Annotated in this window: 20 protein-coding genes; 12 read left to right on the forward strand and 8 right to left on the reverse strand. The window is 61.8% G+C overall.

Going from position 1 to position 21,806, the window contains the following annotated elements; genetic code table 11:
• Position 1: 1 nt before the first annotated feature.
• Together R3E82_14290 and R3E82_14295 are read right to left on the reverse strand one after the other, a co-directional pair.
• Positions 2–886 carry a DNA-formamidopyrimidine glycosylase family protein gene (locus R3E82_14290; GenBank protein MEZ5552062.1) on the reverse strand — a complete coding sequence of 295 codons (885 nt, stop codon included), beginning with the start codon at positions 884–886 and terminating at the stop codon, positions 2–4.
• A complete protein-coding gene (locus tag R3E82_14295; GenBank protein ID MEZ5552063.1) occupies positions 879–2,309 on the reverse strand; it encodes an MATE family efflux transporter in 1,431 nt (476 codons plus the stop codon). Before R3E82_14295 ends, R3E82_14290 begins: the two co-directional genes overlap by 8 nt.
• On the opposite strand from R3E82_14295, the gene R3E82_14300 reads away from it, so the two are divergent.
• From R3E82_14300 to R3E82_14310, 3 genes are read left to right on the forward strand one after another with little or no spacing between them, the layout of a single operon-like run.
• The gene (locus R3E82_14300) at positions 2,308–3,108 is read left to right on the forward strand and encodes an enoyl-CoA hydratase/isomerase family protein (GenBank protein MEZ5552064.1); all 801 of its coding nucleotides are present in this window, start codon (positions 2,308–2,310) and stop codon (positions 3,106–3,108) included. The two genes, R3E82_14295 and R3E82_14300, sit on opposite strands and share 2 nt — an antisense overlap.
• A gap of 10 nt (positions 3,109–3,118) precedes the next feature.
• Positions 3,119–3,991 (forward strand): TIGR03620 family F420-dependent LLM class oxidoreductase, encoded by an 873-nt coding sequence (locus R3E82_14305; protein MEZ5552065.1) that lies wholly within the window; start codon positions 3,119–3,121, stop codon positions 3,989–3,991.
• A 55-nt stretch (positions 3,992–4,046) separates the two neighbouring features.
• The gene (locus R3E82_14310) at positions 4,047–4,751 is read left to right on the forward strand and encodes an SDR family NAD(P)-dependent oxidoreductase (GenBank protein MEZ5552066.1); all 705 of its coding nucleotides are present in this window, start codon (positions 4,047–4,049) and stop codon (positions 4,749–4,751) included.
• Positions 4,752–4,848: 97 nt separating this feature from the next.
• Here the strand turns inward: R3E82_14310 and R3E82_14315 are convergent, their stop codons facing one another.
• Positions 4,849–5,610, reverse strand: coding sequence for a cistern family PEP-CTERM protein (locus R3E82_14315; GenBank protein ID MEZ5552067.1), 762 nt, complete (start codon positions 5,608–5,610; stop codon positions 4,849–4,851).
• A gap of 500 nt (positions 5,611–6,110) precedes the next feature.
• Complete coding sequence (locus R3E82_14320) at positions 6,111–6,602, reverse strand: flavin reductase family protein (protein ID MEZ5552068.1); 492 nt, start codon at positions 6,600–6,602, stop codon at positions 6,111–6,113.
• Positions 6,603–6,760: 158 nt separating this feature from the next.
• Here R3E82_14320 and R3E82_14325 point away from each other — a divergent pair, with 158 nt between their 5' ends.
• From R3E82_14325 to R3E82_14340, 4 genes are all read left to right on the forward strand, one after another.
• On the forward strand, positions 6,761–7,954 hold the full coding sequence (locus tag R3E82_14325; protein MEZ5552069.1) for an acyl-CoA dehydrogenase family protein: 1,194 nt from the start codon (positions 6,761–6,763) through the stop codon (positions 7,952–7,954).
• A 62-nt stretch (positions 7,955–8,016) separates the two neighbouring features.
• Entirely contained in the window at positions 8,017–8,610 is a 594-nt protein-coding gene (locus R3E82_14330) for a LemA family protein (GenBank protein ID MEZ5552070.1), read from the forward strand.
• A 23-nt stretch (positions 8,611–8,633) separates the two neighbouring features.
• The gene (locus R3E82_14335; GenBank protein ID MEZ5552071.1) at positions 8,634–10,619 is read left to right on the forward strand and encodes a M48 family metallopeptidase; all 1,986 of its coding nucleotides are present in this window, start codon (positions 8,634–8,636) and stop codon (positions 10,617–10,619) included.
• The gene (locus R3E82_14340; GenBank protein MEZ5552072.1) at positions 10,616–12,109 is read left to right on the forward strand and encodes a Ppx/GppA phosphatase family protein; all 1,494 of its coding nucleotides are present in this window, start codon (positions 10,616–10,618) and stop codon (positions 12,107–12,109) included. The genes R3E82_14335 and R3E82_14340 overlap by 4 nt, the downstream gene beginning before the upstream one ends.
• Positions 12,110–12,112: 3 nt before the next feature.
• On the opposite strand, the gene ppk1 is transcribed toward R3E82_14340, so the two are convergent.
• Positions 12,113–14,392, reverse strand: coding sequence for a polyphosphate kinase 1 (gene ppk1, locus R3E82_14345; protein MEZ5552073.1), 2,280 nt, complete (start codon positions 14,390–14,392; stop codon positions 12,113–12,115).
• Between ppk1 and cmoA the strand changes: the two genes are divergently transcribed.
• The 4 genes from cmoA (at position 14,304) to R3E82_14365 (ending at position 17,643) form a co-directional block, all read left to right on the forward strand.
• Positions 14,304–15,032, forward strand: a complete 729-nt coding sequence (cmoA, locus tag R3E82_14350) for a carboxy-S-adenosyl-L-methionine synthase CmoA (GenBank protein MEZ5552074.1) — start codon at positions 14,304–14,306, stop codon at positions 15,030–15,032. The genes ppk1 and cmoA overlap by 89 nt on opposite strands.
• A 16-nt stretch (positions 15,033–15,048) precedes the next feature.
• Positions 15,049–16,059 carry a tRNA 5-methoxyuridine(34)/uridine 5-oxyacetic acid(34) synthase CmoB gene (gene cmoB / locus R3E82_14355; protein MEZ5552075.1) on the forward strand — a complete coding sequence of 337 codons (1,011 nt, stop codon included), beginning with the start codon at positions 15,049–15,051 and terminating at the stop codon, positions 16,057–16,059.
• Positions 16,060–16,143: 84 nt separating this feature from the next.
• Complete coding sequence (locus tag R3E82_14360; GenBank protein ID MEZ5552076.1) at positions 16,144–16,524, forward strand: hypothetical protein; 381 nt, start codon at positions 16,144–16,146, stop codon at positions 16,522–16,524.
• Positions 16,525–16,533: 9 nt separating this feature from the next.
• Positions 16,534–17,643, forward strand: coding sequence for an acyl-CoA dehydrogenase family protein (locus tag R3E82_14365; GenBank protein MEZ5552077.1), 1,110 nt, complete (start codon positions 16,534–16,536; stop codon positions 17,641–17,643).
• A gap of 37 nt (positions 17,644–17,680) precedes the next feature.
• Here the strand turns inward: R3E82_14365 and smrA are convergent, their stop codons facing one another.
• Complete coding sequence (smrA, locus tag R3E82_14370) at positions 17,681–18,304, reverse strand: DNA endonuclease SmrA (GenBank protein ID MEZ5552078.1); 624 nt, start codon at positions 18,302–18,304, stop codon at positions 17,681–17,683.
• Between the two features lie 79 nt (positions 18,305–18,383).
• Here smrA and R3E82_14375 point away from each other — a divergent pair, with 79 nt between their 5' ends.
• Positions 18,384–19,490, forward strand: a complete 1,107-nt coding sequence (locus R3E82_14375; GenBank protein MEZ5552079.1) for a hypothetical protein — start codon at positions 18,384–18,386, stop codon at positions 19,488–19,490.
• Between the two features lie 102 nt (positions 19,491–19,592).
• On the opposite strand, the gene R3E82_14380 is transcribed toward R3E82_14375, so the two are convergent.
• A complete protein-coding gene (locus tag R3E82_14380; GenBank protein MEZ5552080.1) occupies positions 19,593–20,357 on the reverse strand; it encodes a phytanoyl-CoA dioxygenase family protein in 765 nt (254 codons plus the stop codon).
• On the reverse strand, positions 20,354–21,799 hold the full coding sequence (locus R3E82_14385) for a coniferyl aldehyde dehydrogenase (protein MEZ5552081.1): 1,446 nt from the start codon (positions 21,797–21,799) through the stop codon (positions 20,354–20,356). The genes R3E82_14380 and R3E82_14385 overlap by 4 nt, the downstream gene beginning before the upstream one ends.
• Positions 21,800–21,806 lie beyond the last annotated feature (7 nt).

Raw genomic sequence — 21,806 nt, forward strand, 5'->3', positions numbered from 1 at the left:
ACTATTCGAGATCCTCGAGCCGTTTCGGCCAGTTGGCTTTGAGCAGACGTGACAGCGAACGGTCGGCCAGCAGGCGCCCATCGGTCTGACACTTCGCGCAGTAGTTACTCTCGTTCTCTGCATAAACAATCCGCTGCACGGGAGATCCGCAGACAGGACAGGGCTGCCTGAAACGACCGTGCACGGCCATTTCCGGATGGAACGCGGTGACTTTGCGGGGAAATTCATCACCCACCTGGTTGCGCAGCCGCTGCGTCCACTCCTCGAGCACATCGCGGCAGGCGGTATGGAGTCTTTCACTCTCCTGCGCTGAGAGATTCACCGGTCTCTGAAAGGGCGACAGCCGTGCCCGCAACAGAATTTCATCCGAGTAAGCATTACCGATGCCTGCAAAGACATGCTGGTCGGTGAGAGCACGTTTGAGCGTATGGTTACTGTCCGCAAGTTGCCGGCGGAAGGTCTGCAGATCGATGTCGAAGACCTCGAGTCCGCCCGGATCGAGCTCCGCCAGCGCGGTCCGGCCCTGCACCAGCCGCAGCGATGCGCGCTTCTTCTTACTCACCTCGGTGAACAGCAGCGTACCGGACTCGAAATCGAAGGCCGCGAGCCCGATGCGTTTCGGTACTGCCGCACCAGCCGGACCCCACTGCAGTCGGCCGGAGATCATCAGGTGCAGCACCAGAAAGATCTCCCCTTCAAGCTCAATCACCAGCTGTTTGGCCATCCGCCGCAATCCGGCCACCCTGCGGTTCACCACTTCGTCGACGGTCGGGGACACGGTACGAAGCAGAAAGGGGCTGCTGATGCGGATGCCGGTGAGTGCACGATCAGAGATGCGCCGTTCAAGGTGTTCCAGATAAACAGTGAGATCCGGCAGCTCAGGCACTCTGGGGTCCAGGGGCCTCGATGCGCACTACCGTCTTCCAGCGACCGCTGCGGAAGCGCCAGATGAGCATCACCGTTTTCAGCAGATAGTCCCCCACCAGTGCGGCGTAGACCCAGACCACCGGCATGCCCAGGAAGGTGAACAGCGCAGCCAGCCCGCAACGCATGCCGATGAGACTGAACATGGTGGCCAGCAGCGGAAAACGGGTATCGCCTGCGCCGCGGAGGCTGCCACCGATGGAGAAGTCTACCGCCAGCATCGGCATCATGGCACCCAGCAGATAGATGAACTCAACGGTGCGCGCAATCGTGACCTGATCATCTCCGATGAAAAAGGTAGTGATCTCACGGGCATACAACATGATCAGCGCACCCAGCGCGCCCATCGTCACCATGGCCAGCCACATGGAGCGCCAGCCACTGCGAGTGGCGGCATCATGATCATTGGCCCCGAGGTGCTGCCCGACCAGGGTCGATCCCGCGATCGAGAAACCGAAGCCCACCGTCATGCAGACCTGCAGCACATTCACACCAATGTTGTACGCAGCAAACGCCTCGGTGCCGTAGAAGTTGCCGATGAGCATGAGAAACACGAAGAAGCCAAGCTGGAATACGAACTGCTCGAGTGCTGCCGGATAGCCTATGTCGAGCAGACGCCTGAGCCGCTCGCGGCGCCACCAGCCACCGCTGACGTGCTTGACCCGGAACTTCTGCTTCATCCACAGCGCCACGAGCAGGAAGCCGCCGACCGTGAAAGACAGTCCGGCAGCTACCGCGGCGCCAGCGACGCCCATCTCCGGGAAGCCGTATTTTCCGAACACAAACAGATACAGCAGAGGAATGTTGATCAGATTCACCGCACCGCTGATCCACAGAGGTGTCCATGCATCGCCGGAAGCACGCAGCGCGGCGCTGAGAATGAAGTTGACCGCGAAGGCGACATTGAAGACGCACAGCCAGCGGATATTGTCTGAAGCCATCTCGAGGGTGTGGGGATCGAGTCCGAAGACGCCGGCCACGTAGGGCGCCAGCGGCACACCGAGCACGGCCACCACCAGCGACAGGGAGCCTGCGAGCACCAGCGAGGCCATGGTGACCCGGCTGGCTTCCCGGTAGTCGCGCGCGCCCCAGGATCTGGCTACCAGTGCTGTGGTACCTGCACTGACCGCCATGAGTATCGCCTGCATGGCAAAGAACACGCGCTGACCGGCGCCCACAGCGGCAAGCGCCTGGGCACCGAGTTCCCCGATGAACTTGGTCTGCACCATGCCCACCAGGGTGAAGGACAGGTTGCCGAGAATAGACGGCAGAGCCAGCTGCCAGATACCCGGTCGCTGCCCTTCCTCGTCTTCGCTGGTCGGCTCTGTCTGCACTTTACTCAACACGCTGCTACTATTCCCCGCTTCGAAAACGGGGAACGCCATGACTCAATACACCGACATCGCGGTGACACACGCCGACTATGTGACCACAGTCGAAATTCAGCGACCGCCCACCAACTTCTTTGATCACAGCCTCATCAGACAGATCGCCGATGCCTTCGAAGCAGCTGACGAAAGTTCCGACTGCCGCGCGATCGTGCTGGCATCACAGGGCAAGCATTTCTGTGCGGGTGCCAATTTCGGCACCGGTAGAGAAGACGATTCCGGAAGCAGTGAGTTTACCGAGGATGGCTTCAGGAACACCACCGGTAAGCTGTATCGGGAAGCAGCCCGGCTGTTCGGCAACCGCACCCCGGTGGTAGGCGCCATTCAGGGTGCGGCGATCGGCGGCGGGCTGGGTCTCGCTCTGGTGCCGGATTTCCGAGTGGCTGCCCCTGAGGCCCGTTTCGCCGCCAACTTCGTGAAGCTCGGCATCCACCAGGGTTTCGGGATCTCCGTAGCACTGCCCCGCATCATCGGCGAGCAGGCGGCCGCTCTGATGCTGCTGACCGGTCGCAGGGTGAGTGGTGAGGAAGCCCTGGCGATGGGCCTGGTGGATGTGCTCACCGATCTGGCTTCGCTTCGCGATACTGCCACCGCCCTGGCCCGGGAGATTGCCGGGAACGCACCGCTGGCCGTGACCTCGGTACGTACAACGCTGCGGAAGGGACTCGCCGACGCTGTCGTGGCCGCCACCGAACACGAACTCAAGGAACAGCAGTGGCTGCGCGCAACGGCGGACGCCCAGGAAGGCATCCGTTCGGTCGCCGAGCGCCGCGCTGGAAATTTCACCGGAAAGTAGGGACAACGGGATGGATATCGGAAAGCTGGGTGTGTGGTACTTCTTCGACAGTCTGCCCGCAACGGCAGCGGCGGAGGCCGCACGCCGTATCGAATCGCTGGGATATGGTGCACTGTGGATTCCCGAGTCCATCGGCCGGGACCCCCTGGTGACGGCATCCTGGCTGCTGGCGGGCACAAAAAAACTCACCCTCGCCACCGGCATCGTCAACATCTACAACCGGGAACCCGGAGTAACCAAGCAGGCCCAGCGCACCCTCGCTGAGCAGTCGGGCGGCCGCTTTCTTCTGGGTCTTGGTGTGTCCCATGCCCCTCTGGTGGAAGGCGTGCGCGGCCTCAAATACGGCCCGCCCGTCGCCACCATGCGGAAATATCTCGAAGGCATGGACAAGGCACCCTACCAGGGCCTGCCCCTGTCCGAAGAACCCCGCCGCGTCATCGCCGCTCTCGGTCCGAAGATGCTCGAACTCGCCAGGGAACATTGCGACGGCGCACACCCCTATTTCAGCTCCCCCGAACACACCGCGATGGCGAGCGAGATCCTCGGAACAGACAGGATGCTCTGCGTGGAGCAGAAGGTGATTCTCGAAGCAGATCCTGCCAGGGCCCGCGCTCTGGCCCGACCGGTGGCACAGATTTATCTCGGCCTGCCCAATTACCGCAACAACTGGCTGCGCATGGGACTCAAGGAAAGCGACTTCGAAAACGGCGGCTCTGACAGATTCATCGACACAACCTTTGCCTGGGGTACCGCGGAACAGATCCGCACCCGACTCAAGGCGCACTACGATGCCGGTGCCACCCATGTCTGCATTCAGCCGGTGAATCCGAATGGCCAGTTCGGCGACCTGCACTGGGAAGCCCTCGAAGCTCTGGCTGCCTGAGGTACAGCAATAGCAGCGGGATCTATCGACGGGAACCGGGGCACAAGGAAAGCTGATGAGTGAATTCGAAGGCAAAGTCGTCCTGGTGACCGGCGCCGCCGGTGCGCTGGGCGCAGCAGTGGTGGATTTCTTCGCAGCCGCCGGTGCTCTGGTAGTGCAGTTCGATGTCGTGGCGATTCACAACGGTCATCCGAGCCGGATCTGCGATCTGACCGACGTGGATGCCTGCCGCCAGGCCGTGGACGCCGTCATCGCCGAGTTCGGGCCGGTGTCCGTGCTCGCCAACATTGCCGGCGGCTTCGCCATGGGTGAACGGGTGCACGAGACCACAGACAAAACCTGGGACTTCCTCATGGGCCTGAACGCCCGCTCAGTGCTTAACATGGCCCGAGCCGTGATTCCCGGCATGCTGAAGAACACCACCGCAACCGGCATCGGCGGCGCCCGCGGTAAAGTCGTCAACATCGGCGCCGGTGCCGGCCAGAAGGCCGGTGGCCGCATGGGGGCCTACAGCGCCTCGAAAAGCGTGGTCATCCGCCTCACCGAAGCCATGGCCGACGAGCTCAAAGGGGAAGGCATCAACGTCAACTGCGTGCTGCCCAGCATCATCGACACCCCGCGCAACCGCGCCGACATGCCGGATGCGGACTTCGATGCCTGGGTTACGCCGGCCGCAATGGCCAGGGTGATCGGTTTCCTCGCCTCCGGTGCGGCGGATCCGCTTCATGGGGTGGCGTTGCCGGTGTCCGGTCTCAGCTAGCGGATATCAGCCAGCCGATAAATGAAAAGTCCGTAATGAAAAGCCCGCGCAGAGCGCGGGCTTTCAGACCAGGGTAGGTGTCAGAAATTCTGACAGCTCAGGTGGTTCGACGACGGCGGAAGAGACCGACCCCGAGCAGTCCGGTGCCAAGCAGGACCAGTGTGCCCGGCTCAGGAACGGAAACCGTGGACCCGCCATTGCAGGCAACATCCGAGCCCGATCCATTACCCGCACCCGGACCTGAACCGGGAATCGCAATGAATCTCATACAGGCCGCCAACTGGCCGCTGTTGAAGCCTGCCAGCAGCGCAGACTGCACGTTTCCGGCGTTATTGGCGAAGCCGTTCAGTGAGAAACTAACGGAAAAGCCGCTCAGCGAGCCTGCGGATGCCAGCAGTCCACCATTGCCCCCTGCACCGCAGTTCGGACCGGAGAAGAAACAGGCATCGAATGTGGAGGCTTCACCCGGAAGCGTAGCGGTACCGTCTGTCTGCGCCCTCCAACCGGTTGGTGTAGACACCATGACGATTGAGCCCAGGGTGTCGAAGGCGACACCGGTCAGACGCACATTGTTGAAAGCACTGCCGCCGACGCCGGTATTGCTGGTGTTGTCGATCGAGAAGCTCATCCGATAGAGGTTGGTGCCGATGTTCGACACGGAAAAGTCCAGTTCTCCGGACACCGCCGTGCCGTTGTTGCCGGAGGTATCACCGATCTGAATAATCACCGCATGGGAAGGCAGCGCCATCCCCAGAAAGCCCGCTGCCACTAGAAACGCGACGCACCTGCGAGACAGCAATCGCAGCCCCCCTGTCAGACCCTTCACTCCGGCGACCTGCACGCTTTTCGAAACTGCCAAGATCTTTCCCCTGTTGAACCTGTTGGATAACTGGCTCGTTGTGCCACATCCGCGGCGCACTCGACGAGCACCAAATACAAGGCAAGTCTCGCGCCAGAAATTTTATTCCTTTTTTATCAATCGGTTAGCTCTGATAATCCGCCGCTCTACGGAATTTGTGTAAATCTATCCGACAGAATTTGCAGTCCGGCCTCATTTCCCTGTCAGGTTCCCTGACACCGTCTTTCGGACTTCCGTGTCCTCGCCTTAGCTGGCTGCGAATTCCAGACTTGAGCACATTCCAGGATTCTCGGAATGCGTTACGGATGCGGGTTGGGGGAGGGCAGTGCGGAACCGTGTAGCAAAGCCGACGACGCCGACCAGACCCGCTTCGGGGCTGGTCGGCCGAGGAGGGAAGTCCGGAGGACCTGAGCGAGGTTCCGCACTGCCCTCCCCCAACCCGCAGGCTCGGCACGCTATTCCGAGCCCCTTGGATCACCCTCAGAGACTACGGATTCCGATCAACTCAAATCAGGCGTGAAGGAACCGTACCGCCCGCGAAAGAACAGCAGCGGCGGGGATTCCGGGTCGAGAATGTATATGTCCCGCACCCGACCCACGGCGATGGTATGGTCACCCGCCTCGTGTTCCGCCTCGAGGTCGCAATCCACGTAGGCCACGACACCTGAGAGCACCGGCGAGCCGGTAATCCCCGGCCGCCAGTCGAGGCCGTCGAATTTGTCGATGCCGCTGCGGGCAAAGAGATCGCACAGTGACTGCTGGTCGGCACGGAGCACATTGACACAGAAGCTGCCCGATGCGCGCAGCCTGGGCCAGCTGGTACTGGTCTTTGCAGGACACAGTGCGATCAGTGGAGGATCCAGTGACAGGGAAGTGAAGGACTGAGCGGCGAAGCCGGCCGGCTCACCGTCCACACAACCGGTCGCGATCACCACCCCGGTACAGAACTGGCCCAGCACCGTGCGGAACTCCCGGGCATCGATCCGTGACATGAAACACATTCCTGCAGCGACGAGGCACGACTATACCCCAGCCCGCACACCCTGCAGCGTCTGTCCCGGCCGAGTCCCGTCGAGCGGGAGCGCAACCAATCCAGGATCAAATTCCCTTAGAATGCGCACCAATCTGAATTCATACCGAGAGTAGACCCATGACCGATCTGAGCGCATTCCGCAAAGAAGTCAGCACCTGGCTGGAAGAGAACTGTCCGGCCTCCATGCGCACTCCCATGACCGAGGAAGAAACCGTGTGGGGCGGGCGCCGGGAGCCCTTTGTGAATCCGGATTCGAGGGTCTGGCTCGAGCGCATGGCAGAGCGCGGCTGGACCTGCCCCACCTGGCCCAGAGAGTACGGCGGCGGTGGCCTCTCGGCGGAGGAAAACAAGATACTCGAGCAGGAGATGCGCCGCATCAACGCCCGGCCGGCTTTGCAGAGTTTCGGGATCTGGATGCTCGGGCCGGCACTGCTCGAGTTCGCCACTCACGAGCAGAAACTCACTTACCTGCCACCCATCTGCCGCGGAGAGATCCGCTGGTGTCAGGGTTATTCCGAACCCGGTTCCGGCTCGGATCTCGCCAGCCTGAAAACCCGGGCGGAAGATAAGGGTGACTATTACCTGGTGAACGGTTCGAAGATCTGGACCTCCTATGCCGACCAGGCGGACTGGATCTTCTGTCTCGTGCGCACGGACTTGAGCGCGCCGAAACATGAAGGCATCAGCTTCCTGCTTTTCGACATGGAGTCACCCGGGGTGAGCACCACTCCCATCGGTCTCATCAGCGGGTCTTCGCCTTTCTGTCAGACCTTTTTCGACAATGTGAAGGTCCCCAAAGATCATCTGGTGGGAGAACTCAACAGAGGCTGGACAATCGCGAAACGCCTGCTGCAGCACGAACGGCAGATGATTTCCGGCATTGGAGGTATTTCCGCCCTTGGTGGCTCAGGTCGAAACCTCGAAGATATTGCCCGTGAGTATGCGGGTGAGCAGGACGGCCGCATCAGCGACCCTGCCCTGCGCGGCGACGTGATCCGCCACCGGATGAACGACCACGCTTTTCAATTCACGCTGCAGCGCGCGGGAGACGAGGCGAAGGCCGGCAAGGCTGATGGCAACCTTGCCAGCATCTTCAAGTACTACGGCACCGAGCAGAACAAGCGTAAATACGAACTGCTGCTCGACACCATGGGCAGTCAGGCGGTGGGCTGGGAAGGCGATGGCTTCAGCGCCCGGGAGCTCAACACCACCCGTCAGTGGCTGCGTTCCAAGGCCAACTCCATCGAAGGTGGCACCAGTGAGGTGCAGCTCAATGTGATCGCCAAACGTGTGCTCGGACTGCCGGACTGACAATCAGGGTAGTATTCGACCCGACAGTTCTCGAATCTCCACAAGACTAAGAGGAAAACTGCATGGAAACTATTGTCGTCCTCGTGGTGATCGCTGCGATCGCCTTCTGGATCGCCAGCATCTACAACAAGCTCGTGACCCTGAAGAACCGCTTCAAGAACGCTTTCTCCCAGATCGAAGTACAGCTCAAGCGTCGCTACGACCTGATTCCCAACCTGGTCGAAACTGCCAAGGCGTACATGAGCCACGAGCGCGAGACCCTCGAAGCGGTGATCGCTGCAAGGAACCAGGCGATGGCGGGATTGCAGGCTGCCGCCAGAGACCCGGCAAACGCAGATGCCATCAGGCAGCTCGGCAGTGCGGAAGGTGCGCTGGGTGGCGCTCTGGGCAGACTGAGTGTGGTGATGGAGGCCTATCCGGACCTCAAGGCCAACCAGAACATGATGCAGCTGTCCGAGGAGCTCACCACCACGGAAAACAAGGTGGCCTTCTCGCGCCAGGCTTATAACGACCAGGTAACCGAGTACAACACCTACAAGCAGACGTTCCCACCGGTGCTGTTCGCCAACCTGTTCGGCCATGTCGGCGAGGCCGCACTGCTCGAGTACGAAGATCGGGAAGCGATGCAGGCGGCGCCCAAGGTATCTTTCAACTGACAGCAGCGCCTGGAGTTGCCTGAGTGAATTTCTTCCAGGCCCAGGACGACGCCAGGCGCAAGACCTTCCGTCTCGCGGTGCTTTTCGGCGCCGCGGTGATCTCGCTGGTGGTGCTCACCAACCTGCTGGTCGCCGCCGTCTTCCTGTGGACGCGAAATTACGCTTATCCACAACCGATGAGCCTTCCCGACCTGCTCGGTCAGCTGCCCCTGGCAACCTGGCTGTTCATAACCACCGGCGTGGTGGGTCTGATCGCGGTCGCGAGTCTCTACAAATTTCTCATGCTGCGGGGCGGCGGCCGCGCAGTTGCCGAATCTCTCGGTGGTCGGCCCCTGGGATACGACACCCTGGATCTGCCGGCCCGGCGCCTGCTCAATGTGGTCGAAGAAATGGCCATCGCCTCCGGCGTGCCGGTACCACCCGTTTACCTGATCGACGAACCCAGCATCAACGCCTTTGCCGCCGGATTCAGTCCCGATGATGCGGTGATCGGCATCAACCGCGGCACGCTGGACCATCTGAGCCGGGACGAGCTGCAGGGCGTGATCGCCCATGAGTTCAGCCACATCCTGAATGGCGATATGCGACTGAATCTGCGCCTGATTGCCGTTCTTCACGGCATCGTGTTCTTAAGCATGATCGGCTACGGCATTCTGCGCGGCAGCGCTTTTTCCGGTCGTCGCCGTTCGTCGGGTGGCGGCCTGCCGATTCTGCTGCTCGGTGTGGGGCTGCTTGTCATCGGTTACTCGGGTACCTTCTTCGGTAACCTCATCCGATCCGCTGTGAGCCGTCAGCGTGAATACCTCGCAGACGCCGCAGCAGTGCAGTTCACCCGCAATCCTTCGGGTATTGCGGGTGCACTGAAGAAAATCGGCGGACTCAGCAGTGGCTCCCGCATCGATCTGCCGGCCGCCGCCGAGGCGAGCCATATGTTTTTCGGTCAGGTACGCACCCTGTTCCTGAACTCACTGATGGCCACCCATCCCCCTCTGGAACGACGCATCAGGGCGATCGATCCGGCCTGGGACGGCCGCTTTCCCCGGACCATGGCGACGCCCGGCGAAGGCCAGACGGATGCACTGCAGGCAGACAGGGAAAGACCGGTTGCTGCCTTCGCAGGCTCGGTCGACACACCCACCGCCCCGGCATCGGCGCCGGGAGCTGCAACCTCGCCGGGGGATCCGGGCGCACCGGCTCGGGTTGTCGACAGCGTGGGTCGCCTCGATGCATCCGCTCTGGATGCCGCACGCACACTGATTGCTGGCACAGACGACCGGCTCAGAGCAGCCGCCCACGACCCCTGGGGCTGCCGCGCGCTGCTCTATGCGCTGCTGCTTGCCGATGATTCCGCCCATCGTGAGCGTCAACTCAGCTTCCTCAAGGAGCACGCGGATAACGGTGTCCCCGACCTGCTGGATGCCCTCTGGCCACTGACCCGGCATCTGGACGATCCGCACAGACTGCTGCTGGTGGAGATGGCCATTCCTGCGTTGAAGTCACTCTCCCATCCGCAGTATCAGCGCTTCATCGGTAATCTGATCGGGCTGATCAAGTCTGATCGGGTGATTGACCTCTTCGAGTGGGTCCTGCACCGGCTGCTGCTGAAGGAAGTGACCGCGCATTTCGAAGACCATCGACCGGTACGGGTCCGGCATCGAAAAATGAAGACCGTACACAGAGAAACATCCGAGCTGCTCTCTGCGCTTGCACGCTCAGGAAACGAAGGTGATGCTGCCGCCCAGCAGCGTGCCTACACGGCTGGTGCGGCCACCCTGGAGATTGAGTTGCCCTTTGATCCGAACCACGATCCGAACTTCATGCGACTCAACGCCGCGATCAGCGTCCTGCGAACCCTCGCACCCCTGGTCAAGCCCCGGCTCATCAAGGCCTGCGCGGCTACCGCTCTCGACGATGAGCGGATCTCCGCCCGGGAAGGCGCCCTGCTGCAGGGCGTTGCGGCCGCACTCGACTGCCCGCTGCCGCCCTCTATCTACAGCGCTTCGCGATGACAGAAGCAGAAGCCCCGCAGGAGCGGCAGCTGGCCGCACTGGATCTGGGTTCCAACAGTTTCCATCTGCTGGTGGTCCAGGAGTCCGCAGGGCGCATCCAGGTGGTGGACAAGCTCCGGGAGATGGTCCGCATCGCCGACGGCCTCGACGAAGACAACCAGCTCGACCCCAAAGTCGCGGAGCGCGCCCTCGACTGCCTGGTACGCTTCGGGCAGAGACTGCGCGAGCTGGAGCCGGAAAATATCCGGATTGTCGGCACCAATACCCTGCGCCGTGCGCGCAATTCGGCTGATTTCATCAAACGTGCGGAAGCACTGCTTGGCGCCAAGGTGGAGATCATTTCCGGACGGGAAGAGGCACGCCTCATCTATCTGGGTGTGTCCCATGCGCTGGAAGACAACGCGGACCGACGCCTGGTGATCGACATCGGTGGCGGCAGCACCGAGCTGATCCTGGGTAGACATTCCCGGGCGGAGCGCATGGAGAGTCTCTACATGGGCTGTGTGGGAATCACCCGCGCGCACTTTTCCGACGGGCGGCTGCGCGGCAGTCAGTTCAAGGCAGCGATCGCCTCCGCGCGTCAGGAACTGGAGCCCATCGAGCAGAGCTACCGGGAGGCCGGGTGGGACACCGTCATCGGTGCATCAGGCACCATTCTCACCGCCCAGACCATCCTCGGCGAACTGCTGCCCGGAGGCTCAGGCATCACACTCAAAGCCCTGCACCATCTCCGCGAAGTCATTCAGGAAGCAAAGTCCATCGACAGGCTCAACCTGCCGGGTCTGCCTTCAGAACGTGCTCCGGTATTCGCCGGCGGACTCGCGGTGCTGATCGGCGTGTTCGAATCCTTAGGCATCGAACAGATGCAGGCAACCAGCGGCGCACTTCGGGAGGGACTCATTCAGGACATGCTGGGCCGCGTGCATCATCAGGATGTGCGCGAAGGCAGCGTGCAGGATCTCTCCCGCCGTTATCACGTGGACCAGGCACATGCCCGCAGAGTGCGGGAATCGGCCATCGAACTGCTTGCCCAGGCCGCCCGGGACTGGCAGCTGACCGAAGCGGAAGATCGCCTGCTGCTGGGCTGGGCTGCGGAACTGCACGAGATCGGCATGGACATCGCCCACAGCCAGTACCACAAGCACGGCGAATATCTTCTCAACAACATGGACATGCAGGGATTTTCGCGCCTCGACCAGCACTACCTTGCCATGCTGGTACGCACCCATCGCCGGAAGTTTCCGACCGATCTGCCGGATATGAACGATCGCCTGATCCACCTCTCGGTACTGCTGCGGATCAGTGTGGTGCTGCACCGGAGCCGCAGCACCAGTCCCTTACCCCACATCAATCTGCGGGTTGGCCCGAAGAAAATCGAACTGGGCTTTCCGCACGGCTGGCTGGACGATCACCCGCTCACCCGCCTGGATATCGAACAGGAGACCCGCTATCTGAAGCCGGTCGGACTGGAGCTGTCTATCGCCGGCTGATCGTCAGTCGCCGGCGAGTTCAGCCAGCAGGGCTTCCTGCGCACTGCGTTTTTTTGCAGTACCCGGCTGGATCTGCTCATAACCGCCATCCGCGCCGAGCAGCCACGCCTGACAGTTGTCGGAAAGGTAGTAGCGGCACTCCCGCAGGATGCGGCTGCGCAGCGCTTCGTTTTCTATCGGAAAACAGGTTTCCACACGGTTGAAGAAATTTCTGCCCATCCAGTCTGCGCTGGAGAGATAGAGGCGGGGCTGTTCGCCATTCTGGAAATAGAACACCCGGGTGTGTTCGAGAAAACGCCCGATGATGGAACGCACCTGAATGTTATCCGACACGCCCTTCACCCGCGGCCGCAGCGAGCAGATACCGCGCACGACCAGATCGATCTTTACCCCGGCCTGGGAGGCGCGGTAGAGCGCCTGGATCACCTGGGGCTCGATGAGCGAATTCATCTTCGCATAGAGGTAGGCACGCTCTCCCGCTCTTGCACGATCCGCCTCCTGCTCAATCATGCCGATGATCGACTTATGCAGCGTGAAGGGTGACTGCAGCAGCTTCTTCAGCCGACCGGCCTTGCCCATGGAAGTGAGCTGCTGGAAGAGCTGCTGCACGTCTTCACCCATATCCGGATCACAGGTGAAAAGCCCGTAATCCGTGTAGAGGCGGGTAGTGCGCTGATGATAGTTGCCGGTACCCAGATGCACATAGCGTCGCAGACTGCGCCCTTCCCGCCGGATCACCATGCTCATCTTGGCGTGGGTTTTGTGTCCGACCACACCGTAGACCACCTGCACGCCGACACTCTGCAGGTGGTTGGCCAGTTCGATATTGGCTTCCTCATCGAAGCGCGCGCGTAACTCGATTACCACCAGCACTTCCTTGCCGCTGGCCGCAGCGCTGGTCAGCGCTTCAACTACCGCTGAATCCAGGCCCGTGCGATAAAGTGTCTGGCGGATGGAAAGCACCTGGGGATCGGCCGCAGCCTGGCGCAGAAAGTCGATGAAAGGCGCGAAAGACTCGAAGGGATGCAGCAGCAGGATGTCGCCTTCACGGATGGACTCGAAGATGTCGGCACTGCCGCGCAGGCGTTCCGGTACTTTCGGGGTGAAGCCTGGATATTTGAGCTCTCCCCGTTCCACCAGGTCGGGTATGGCCGCCAGCCGCATCAGATTCACCGGACCACTGCAGCGGTACACGTCTTCCCGGGTAAGGCGGAACTGGGCTGCCAGGAAGGCCATCAGTTCTTCAGGGCAGTCATCGGCCACTTCAAGCCGCACCGCATCGCCGAAGCGCCGGGATGGCAGCTCACCCTCCAGTGCCCTCAGCAGATCGTCCACTTCTTCGAGATCCACAAACAGATCGCTGTTGCGGGTCACTCTGAACTGGTAGCAGCCCGCGGCGGTCATGCCGGAAAACAGCACATCCACATGTGCCTCGATCACCGAAGACAGCAGCACGAATTCGTATTCTGACTGAGCGCAGCTTTCCGGCAGCCGGATCACCCGGGGCAGCGCCCGGGGTGCCTGCACGATGGCCCGGCCGCTGCGACGTCCGTAGGCATCGTCACCTTCAAGATCGACGATGAAGGTCAGGCTCTTGTTCAGCGGCTGGGGAAAGGGATGCGCGGGATCCAGTGCGATCGGACTGATGATCGGCGCCAGCTCACGATTGAAGAAACGCTTCAGCCACTGCTGCTGTTTCGGATTCCAGACCTTTCGATCGAGCAGCCGGATGCCCTGCAGATCGAGCTGTGGCAGCAGCACTTCATTGAGGATCCGGTACTGCTCCGCCACCAGTTTCTCGGCAATCGGGCGCAGCTGGCGCAACTGCTCTGTGGGAGACAGATTGTCCGGACCACGCTGGGTGGCCCCGTAGGCTTCCTGCTGTTTGAGACCGGCGACCCGGATCTCGAAAAATTCATCCAGCACCGAATTCGCAATACACAGAAACTTCAACCGTTCCAGCAGCGGGATACCTTCGTCCCGGGACTGGGCAAGCACGCGACGGTTGAATTCGAGCAGAGACAGCTCTCGATTGATGTAAAGTTCCGGACGTGTGAGATCAGCTTCCATCTGGCGGGTGTGCTCCCTGCACCTGTTTAACTGGCGGCACCCCAGGTCAGGCCGGTGGGTGCATTGCTCGCGACCGCACAGCTTAGCATCCGCACCATGAGGAAATTCTGACAATGGAAGTGCCATGAGCCGCGACGACGTTTTCCGCACCGCCCAGCCCCAGCTCGTCGATTTCGCCTTTGACGAGCGGGTGGCAGCCGTATTTCCGGACATGATCCGTCGCTCGGTACCGGGATACGAACTGGTGGTGCCGATGAGCGGATTGCTGGCTGCCCGCCAGTTGACCGGCTCCCCTACGCCGCTCGTCTACGATCTCGGCTGCTCCCTGGGCGCCACCGCCATCGCCACCCTGCGCGCTGCCGACGCGCTCGGCATCGAGGCAATCCGTATCCGCGCAGTAGACGATTCCCGCGACATGCTCGATCGGGCCCAGACCCTGATCGACGATCACCGGGTCGAGTTCATCGAGGCGGACGTGCGCCAGCTCCCCCTGGAACCCTGCGCTGCGGTGCTGATGAACTTTGTACTGCAGTTTATCCCACCGGAAGACCGGACCGGCCTGCTGCGGAAAATCCATGACAGCCTCGCTCCCGAGGGCGCCCTCATCCTCGCCGAAAAGGTCCGCAGTGATGACCCTGAGGAACAGGCCTTCAACGACGCGGCACATCTGGATTTCAAGCGCGCAAACGGCTACTCGGAACTGGAGATCAGCCGTAAACGCAGTGCACTGGAGCGGGTAATGATCGTCGACACCCCCGCAGCGCACATGAAACGCTTCGCCGCGGCCGGCTTTACCCGCTGCCGACAGTGGTACACCTGCCTGAACTGGGCAGCGTTTATTGTGCAGCCTTGAGCGACCTACGCAGAGGGTGAACGGCCGAACGCACATCGAGCGCCGGGTAACAGAAAATCTGGGCCCGTTATTCCAGGCATTCCCCGGTTGGCGCGCCCTCGCCGAGCCGGCGTGCGAGCAGATCACCCGGCACGGCACCAGTTCCGACTGGTTTGCCGCCCTCGATCGACTGCCGCGGCTGATTCCCACCACAATCCGTCTCGACGACACCGTAACTATCGGTGGTACAGCGAGTTCTGAGGAGGAGGCCCGCCTGCGACAGGCGCTGCTCGACCTGCATCCCTGGCGTAAGGGGCCCTTCCGGCTGTTCGATGTGTTCATCGACAGCGAATGGCGCTCCGACTGGAAATGGCAGCGACTCGTACCCCATCTGCCGCATCTGCAGGGCGAGACCGTGCTCGATGTGGGAAGCGGCAACGGCTATTTCGGCTGGCGGCTGCTGGGAGCAGGTGCGGCCAGAGTGGTCAGTGTCGATCCGACCGCCCTGTTCTACCTGCAGCATCTGGCACTGAGCGGCTATGTGCACGCGCTGCGGCCCGAACTGCGCAACTGGCTGCTGCCCCTGCCCTTCGAGGCCCTGCCGGTCACCCCCTTCGATACGGTGCTCAGCATGGGCGTGGTGTACCACAGGCGGGATCCACTGGAACACGTCCGTCAGCTCTTCGCATTCACCCGGCCTGGCGGTCGCGTGGTGCTGGAATCGCTGGTGGTGGCTGCCGAGGGGGGTCTGGCTCCCACTGACCGCTATGCCCGAATGCGCAATCTCGGGCAGATCCCTTCGACCACTCTCATGCGCCGCTGGCTGGAGACTGCGGGTTTTACCGACGTGCGGATCGTCGATATCACGGTAACCCGGCCAGCCGAACAGCGCCGCACAGACTGGATGACCTTCGATTCACTCAGCGAAGCGCTGGATCCACAGGATCCATCGCGCACAATCGAGGGCCTCCCGGCACCCGTACGCGCCATCGCCATCGCCCGTCGCCCCGATCAGCCGGACTGCGCCCCGCAGCAACGAACACGGTAGACTCCGGGCAACGACACCTGGTGGACTGTGGCGGGCATTTCGGTACAGTCCACCAGGTCCGAGGCCCTCTGGAAGCCTGCCCTCATGATGATCGGCATCGTACCCATCTCCTTCCGCTTCCGCGGCAAACTACGCCGACTCGCGCAGATCTATCAGTGTTTCCGGGATCATCCGGACAAAGCCATGCATCCGATCGAGATTGCCCGCCACACGGGCATCGGTTTTGCGGAGGTCAACACGCGGCTCGAGTCCACGCCTGAACTGTTTGTGAAGCTGCCGCGGCGGCCGGATGGTCTCACCCGCTACCGGCTCACCAGTTCCACAGCCACACGCACACCCGAAGAGGTCGAAAAGCTTCTGATCACGGCGGACCGCAAGGAATCGCTGCTGCTCTACGCCTTCGGCACGATGGTGCTTTTCATTCTGCTCATCGTGCTGGCCATCATCGCCCCAATCTTCAACTGAGGATCCCCCATGCCCGAGTCTCTGACCGAATCCGAAGCTGCACTCGCCCGGCGCGCCAGGGCGTTCGCCGTCGACGTGCTCCTGCCTGCGGCAGATCTCGAGCCCGGCAAGGCGCGAGCGCTCATCATCGACGCGGCCCGCAAGGCGGGTTTCTATGCGATGACCCAGCCTGCCGCTTTCGGTGGCACGGAAGCGGGCGCGCTGGCGCTGACCATCGTGCGCGATGAACTTGCCGCCACTAACGCCCCTTTCACAGGACTCGTTTTCGGCCCGGGTCCCGGCGTACTCGGAGGCGCCAGCGGGCCGCTGCGGGACAGTCATCTGCAGCCTCTGCTCGAGGGCCGGCTGCGCGGCGCATTCGGCTTCACCGAGCCGGACGACGCCCCCCAGCCCACCACCGCCGTGCGGGACGGCGATTTCTGGGTCGTCAACGGCCAGAAGTCCTATGTCACCGGCGGCTCGGACGCGGACTTCATCAACACCCTGGTGCAGATTCCGGACGGGGGACCGGGCATGCTGGTCATCGATACCGGCACCCCCGGGGTGGAACTGACACAACGCTTCGAATCCCTGGATGGCAGCCATCACGCCGCCTTCCGCTTCCACAACGCACTGGTACCCGCCAATCATCTGATCGGAACGCCCGGCGAGGGACTGCCGCGGGCCATGCGCCAGATCGGCGATACCCGGCTGGCCTTTGCAGCGACCTGTGCAGGTCAACTGCGCTGGGTGGACGAATACCTGACCGGCCACCTCAAATCACCCGATCGCACCGGCAAACCCCGGGGAGACAAGGAAGGCGTACGGTTGCGCTATGCGGAGGCCCGTATCCACTCCTTTGCAGCGCGCAGCATGGTCTATCGCACCGCCCGGCTGGCCGATCGTGGTGCCAACATCGTTAACGAAGCCATCGCCTGCAAAGTCTTTGCGACGGAAGCCATTGGCGATGCGGTCGACAACGCCATTCAACTGGTGGGCGGCAACGCACTGATCCAGGGCCACCCGCTGGAGCGGCTGTACCGCCAGGTCCGTGCACTGCGCCTCGCCGAGGGTGGTAACGATGTGCTGCGCCTCAATCTCGCTCGCGGGCGACTGGATCTGGGCAAGGGCGTGATCTGAGCGAACCCGGCAGCCGCCGACTGCCACCGACCCGAGACTACTCCGGCGGCGACTTCAATCCGTACTGCTCCCGGGTCTGCTCCTTGGCCTGCGCGGACTTCTTGACCAGCACCAGCACAGCGCCGGTGCCACCCCGCCGCTGATCGGCGCTGTGGTAGGCGATCACCTGGGGTAACTGACCCAGCCAGTGCCTCACATAGCTTTTCAGCCGTGCCGGAGTGCGGCTCTGCTCGCCTCGGCCATGGGCAATCAGCACGGTTCGCCAGCCGCGCGCCTGTGCCTGCAGAAAAAACCGGTACACGGCCTCCCTCGCCTCCTTCACCGTGTGGTGGTGCAGATCAAGCGAGCCTTCGACGGGATACTGACCGCCACGCAGCCGGGTAAACACGGCGTGCTGCACACCGTCTTTTTTCCAGGCCAGGATTTCGCGAGGATCACAGGGCACAACTTCTGCCAGCGTCAGGGGATTCGGGTCAACTGCAGGATGGCGGGTAATTCCCAGCGCCGCATTACGGCGCTCCTCCTGTGCAGGGGTGAGCTGGCCGGTTCTGGCGCTTTCACCGGTGAGCACCCGATCCTTTCTGCGACTCGACGGCGGCAGCGGGGCCACATCGCCCATCGCGCTCCTGAAGTCTGCGTCGTCATCGTCCACATCTGCCATGCGCCTAGGAGAACCCGACACCGGCAACAGTTCAAGCCCGATGTATGATGGCCTCACCGGACAGAAGCAGGGGTGAGCCATGAACTTTCGTGTCGTCGGCGTGGCACCCTGTCCGCTGTCGCGTCAGCAGGTCGCAGCACAGTACCGCACGCTGGCACGATCCGGCCGGGGTCTGCGACCCGCCGGTCGGGCCCGTCATGCTCCAGAAAAACTGCTGAAAGCGCCGTTCATCCCCAGGCACGCGGTTTCGCTCTTCGCTGCCGACTATCTGCTCACGGACTTCTACTACATCGAAGATCTGAATTTTTTTGTCGGATATGTTTTCCAGAAATCCCAACCACCCGGCCGCCGCTGGCTCTATCCACGCATTTTCTACAAGGACTCTTCACTGATCTGGCGGGTAGCCAGTCACATCATCGATTCCCCGGAAGAACAATGGATCGGCAAAGGCGACGTGATTGTCGAAGAGCGCGCCGAAGGCAGCTGTCTGTCGTCAGATGAAAGCAGCACCAATCTGCCCTACGAAATTCAGAGCGCCTTCGATGTCGTCAGCCGCAGGAGCCAGCCCAGGAAGGTGTCAACCGCGCTGGGACTGGTGCTGCGCAACGCCCCGCCAGGGCGCATGCATCCCTACGCGGATTTCAGCCGTCCGCGCCGTCGCGCAGCACAATTACACAACATCAATTCAGGCCGGCCCATCGTCCGTCTGACCCGACGGGACGACCCCGGCTCACTGAAATTCGCGAAGGGTTTCGAGCCGGATTTCGATACCGGGCTGATCGAGACAGGCGTTTCCCGCAGCAATCTCTACGGTGGGGAAATTTTTAAACATCGCATCCGCTCGACAAATAATCTGGTGCAATACCAGTTCGTGGAATCACCCACCCATCTGTGGATCAACCCGCCCCAGGCCTTCGATCCGGCCATCACCAGCTACGGCGTCCGGGCGCTGCATATTCAGGCCGATGAGGACATTTTCATCCCGGGTTTCGAATTTCACTTCATGGACGACCGCGAGGAACCACCGGAACTGTTCTCCCAGATTCCAGCGGGCTGGGCGGGTGCGCAGAGCACGGTTGACCCCTTCCGGGCAGACGCTTCCCCCTGGATCAACGCTCTGCCGGTCATCCAGGAGTTCCGGCGCAGGATCATCGGGCGTCGCAAGGGGCCGGGGCCGGCACCCTGAACTCCGGTCAGGGAGCCTCTGATCAAGTATCAACGCCTCAGAGCTTCTCGCCAGAACGCCGGTACGACACGCTGAGACGTTGATACTTGATCAGAGGCTCCCTTAGCCCAGCGGAATACTCGGCAGCTGAGCAGAGCGTGTCGCCGGGATCGGTTGGTTGTCATCCGTGTGGTAAGTGAACACAGCGCTGAGTTTGACGTCGTCAGTGAGGTTCATGCCCGCCGCGTGGAACAGCCGGCAATGGAAAAACAAAGTATCCCCCGCTTCCAGCTCGACGGTGCGCGCCTGCTCGATCAGTTTACGGTTCTCTTCGAGTTCGGGCCGCAGAAACAGCACGCTGTCGAGTCTGCCTCGATCAATCTGTGCGCGGTGACTGCCGGGGATCACCTTCAGCGCACCGTTGCGCACCGTCTCCCTGCCCAGTGCCAGCCACACAGAGATGAGTTCCGGTCGATCAAACGACCAGTAGCGGATGTCCTGGTGCCACAGGGTGGCACTGCTGTAACCCGGGTGTTTGGTCATCACACAATTGTGATGGGACTGGGAGACGAATATCTCAGCCTGACCGAAAAGCTCACGCAACACGCTGCCGACCTGCGGGCCCGTCGCCCACTGCCGCAGTACCGGGTCACGGCTGCAGGCGCTGAGCAGACGTCTTGGTGTATCCCCGCCGACGACGTGGCGATTCGCAGGCGCACCCGGATAGCCTACATCCGCTTCGTACTCCACCGGACCCAGCAGTGGATCGAGCTGTGATTTCACCGCGTCCTTGAGTACCTCCCGCAGAGCGGGCGGGCAGAGCCCGCGCACCACCAGGTAGCCGTCACGCTCGAACGCAGCAGCTTCGATGCCCGCTGCCGTTTTCATCGCATCTGCATCTTCACAGCCTTCAGCATTTTTTCTCCGTAGGGCGGTCTCAGGCCGGCGAGTTCTGCCACGTTCACTTTCGTCTGAGTAAACACGGCTTTCGCATGGCTGAAGGTGCGGAAGCCATCGAGGCCGTGATAGGCGCCCATCCCGGAAGGTCCGACACCGCCAAAAGGCAGGTCCTCCTGGGCGACATGCATGACCACGTCATTCACTGTCACACCGCCGGAAGTGGTGCGGGTAAGCATCTCCCTTTCCTCTGCACCATCCTGACCGAAGTAGTACAACCCCAGTGGCCGCGCATGTCCGTTGATATAGGCTATGGTCTCTTCCACGGCCTTGTAACCCTTCACTGGCAGAACCGGTCCGAAGATCTCGTCCTGCATCACCTTGAGGTCGTCCGTCGGATTCAACACGAAGGTCGGCGGGATCTTGTGGTGCGGCTGCTGACGGAAATCCTCGTTCGCCGGATTCACCTCGACCACGGTCGTACCTTTCGCTCTGGCTTCCTCGATATAGGCGTTCAGACGTTCAAAATGGCGCTGGTTGATGACAGAGGTGTAATCCGGGTTGTCCAGCAGGGTGGGATACATGCGGGTCACCGAGCGGGTTGCCGATGCCACAAAGTCATCCATCCGTTCCTCCGGCACGAAGACGTAATCCGGAGCCAGGCAGATCTGTCCGGCATTCATCATCTTCCCGGTCATGATCGAATCGGCCGTTTTCTGCATATCGGCGGAGCGGCCGACAACCACCGGCGATTTGCCGCCGAGTTCGAGGGTGACCGGTACCAGGTTTTCCGAAGCTGCACGCATCACATGTCGGGCAATTGAAGTGGCCCCTGTGAAAAGCAGATGATCGAAGGGCAGCCCGGCAAAATCGGCACCGGCCTGGGGGCCACCGGTAACAACGCCAATCTCCAGTTCATCGAACGCGGTCGGAAAGATTTCCGCCATCAGTGCCGAGGTCGCCGGGGTGAATTCCGATGGTTTGATCATGCAGCGGTTGCCCGCGCCGAGAATGCCGGCAAGCGGGGTGAACGTCAGATTGACCGGAAAGTTCCAGGGGCTGATCACCCCGACCACCCCCAGGGGCTGGTATTCGACCCGGGCTTTCGCACCCAGCAGATTGAGCGGGAAGGGCCCGACCTTGCGCTTCTCCGGTCGCATCCACTGTGCCAGGTGTTTCTGCGCGTGGCGCAGGGGACCCACCGATCCGGCGATATCTGTAAACAGGGACTGGTGCTCGCTGCGGTGGCCGAAGTCTTCGCGCATGGCCGCCACCAGATGATCCTGATGTCTGATCAGAAGCCCGATGGCGCGCTCCAGCCGGTCTTTACGGGTGGCCGCACTGACCACGCCTTCTGCCAGATAGGCTGCCCGCTGGCGGTCGAGCAGATCGCGCATCTGCGCAGCTGTGAACTCTGAGGTCTGGTTGTGCATATCGCCT

The organism is Pseudomonadales bacterium, assembly GCA_041395945.1.
Taxonomy (GTDB): domain Bacteria; phylum Pseudomonadota; class Gammaproteobacteria; order Pseudomonadales; family Azotimanducaceae; genus SZUA-309.